Annotated in this window: 1 protein-coding gene and 2 pseudogenes; 1 reads left to right on the top strand and 2 read right to left on the bottom strand. The window is 59.4% G+C overall.

Going from position 1 to position 2,335, the window contains the following annotated elements; all coding sequences use genetic code 11:
* Nucleotides 1-188, top strand: a pseudogene (locus CKO15_RS13535) (RNA-guided endonuclease TnpB family protein); the annotation flags it as partial.
* Nucleotides 189-566: 378 nt separating this feature from the next.
* On the opposite strand, the gene CKO15_RS13530 reads toward CKO15_RS13535, so the two are convergent.
* Both CKO15_RS13530 and CKO15_RS13525 read right to left on the bottom strand, forming a co-directional pair.
* Complete coding sequence (locus CKO15_RS13530; RefSeq protein WP_200197321.1) at nucleotides 567-1,622, bottom strand: DUF3150 domain-containing protein; 1,056 nt, start codon at nucleotides 1,620-1,622, stop codon at nucleotides 567-569.
* A 151-nt stretch (nucleotides 1,623-1,773) separates the two neighbouring features.
* Nucleotides 1,774-2,175, bottom strand: a pseudogene (locus CKO15_RS13525) (CbbQ/NirQ/NorQ domain-containing protein); the annotation flags it as partial.
* Nucleotides 2,176-2,335 lie beyond the last annotated feature (160 nt).

The raw sequence follows: 2,335 nt of genomic DNA, 5'->3' as shown, positions 1-2,335 counted from the left end.
TGCTAGCACGGTTGTTTGACCCGGATATTGAGCGGTTCACTCCGTTCAAGCGGGTCAAGGCGATCTTGCTGGAACGGACTGAGCGCCTCCGGTTGGGACTGCTCAACCAGGACTCCAGTTGCTCGCCTGGTCAAACCCGGGCGCTATCAACGGAGAGCGAATTACCGAATGAGCACTTTCGAGTATGAAATTCGGAGCAGCCATCCGTACAGGCATGTGTGCCGCCGACCTCCACGGTAACATCAAACTTACGGCCATACGCCGCCGCAACGATCGGCAGCGCTTGGTGCAACGTCTCCAGTGAGCGTGTGTTGAGTGCCATGGGTCGATCACCTCCATCAAGATCAAGAAGTACAGGGATGCACTCAGACGAGGGAGCGGATCATCGCCCCAACGTCTGAGCACATCCGTCACATCGGTTACACCCGCCCTACCCCGCATCTCTCCCTACATACGGACGACTGCCACCCCATCAGCACAGGGGCAGCATCAATCGGTGACGTGAGGGAGGAAGCAGCGAGGCGGATACGGGAAGGGAAGGGAAGGAACGGAACGGATCAGTCCGCCTAGAAGAAGAAACTCGGGGTCGGCTCAGAGCGAGGCGCTACGGGTGGATAGGGCTCGGTGTGCGCATCGTCATCATCACCGCTGACCGGCATTGCACCGGTGTCAGTGTCGGTGTCGAGTTCTACCTCCAGAGCGTCATCGTCCTTGATCGGAGACACCGCCGAAGATTCCACTGCATCTTGGGTCGACTTCTGAGACTGTTGGCTCCCCGTCAACTTCGGCATTGATCTCTGCACGCCAGCTACTTGCCCAGCACCGTGACGGGCCATCCGCTCGGCATCGGTCAGCAGCAGGGCCAGTCCCATGCCTTCATTGAACAGCGCCCCCTGAATCGGCGCCGTAGCCGGTAATCGCTCCAGCCATTGATCAATCGTATCGACTACCGGTTGAATACGGTCATCGATAAAGCTCAGACAGGCCAGCTTGTTACGCACACGGGTAAACGTACCCAAGGCGCGACGATGCAGCTTATCCTTACCCTCGAAGCTGCTCGTCAGATCACGAGCCATCTGCTCGACCTCAGCGAAGATGCCATCGCCAAGCTCTGATACTTCCTCCGCCAACGTCCCTGGTTCCACGGCCGGTTTGATCTCTACCAGCTGATAGCCAAACCGCAACCGACCGGCAACACTCTCTGCAGGCTCCACCGCATGACGGATCGCGGTCTCAAACGCTGGCAGGGTCTGGATCCACCGCTCCAGGTCGTAGTCATAGCTCGCCAGGAACGTCTGCACTTCGTCATTGAACGTCGCCTTGATCTGATCAAGCTCCACGGCCAGCTCAGCGGTTCGATCCTTGGGCACCGCAAAACCGCCGAGAAAGCGCGTCCCCATGCGCAGACAGGCCCGTTCTGCCGACTGCTTGAGACGGTGAAACGCCTTTAGGTGCTCAGGGTCACAGACCCGCTTCGAGCCGAGCGAGACCAACTCTTCCGGTGGGATCGCTCCATCGTCGAGGTGCAGGTCTTCAGCACGCAGTTTCTTGCGGCCTGACCAGATGCGCACGTTGAGCACCACCAGGGTAAGACGGTCGGTGATTTCGGTTATATTCGTCATCGTAAACCTCCATAGAGAGTTGATCGCCGCCCAGCACGACGCACCGACTCGCGGTGTAGCGAGCCGGTGTGCTGTCGGTGTGTTGTCGGGACAATCGATTTGGCGTGGGTATCGATAGCCCAGGCAGTAGCGACTCAGGCTCAGGCCGGACTCAGGACGCGCTGCGTTGCCAGTATTCACCGAAGACATCGGCAGCGATTTGGTGGATTGCCTCTCGCTGCTCCGGTTCAGCCCGTGCGGTCAGTGCCTGGGTCAGGGCGTACTCGAAGACGTTTGGCGCCCCTTTGAAGGTCGTCACCAGGAGCCCCCAGCGCACCAACGTCCGGGTGCTCATGGTCACAGTGAGCTGAGCCGCCCCACGCTCTTCGCCCACAAACAACCGACGCACCTCATGGGCCACCGTGAGCATCTTGGCGACGATCTCCTCGGGCAGGCTCGGTACCGCCGCTTGAACCATCTCCCACTCAACCTCAGCGTCGGGATAGTCGACCTGTATGACCCGAAAGCGATCCATGAAGGCTAAGTTTTGTCGCAGTACCCCCTGATAGAGCCCCATAGGCGCCAAAATAAGCCGGCGGGCACTCATACGTTACTGATTCCACGATCCCGACAATAGCTGATCAGCTCGTTCAATCGTGGCGGTAACTGCTGCAGTTGTCGCCGCCGGGGACGCTCAGACATGACCGCCAAGGCCTCATCCCAGCGTTCCAAGC

This window comes from Halorhodospira abdelmalekii, from assembly GCF_016583625.1.
Classification (GTDB): Bacteria; Pseudomonadota; Gammaproteobacteria; order Nitrococcales; family Halorhodospiraceae; genus Halorhodospira; species Halorhodospira abdelmalekii.
Note: the sequence above shows the minus strand (reverse complement) of the source record. Positions and strands in the feature narration are given on the sequence as shown.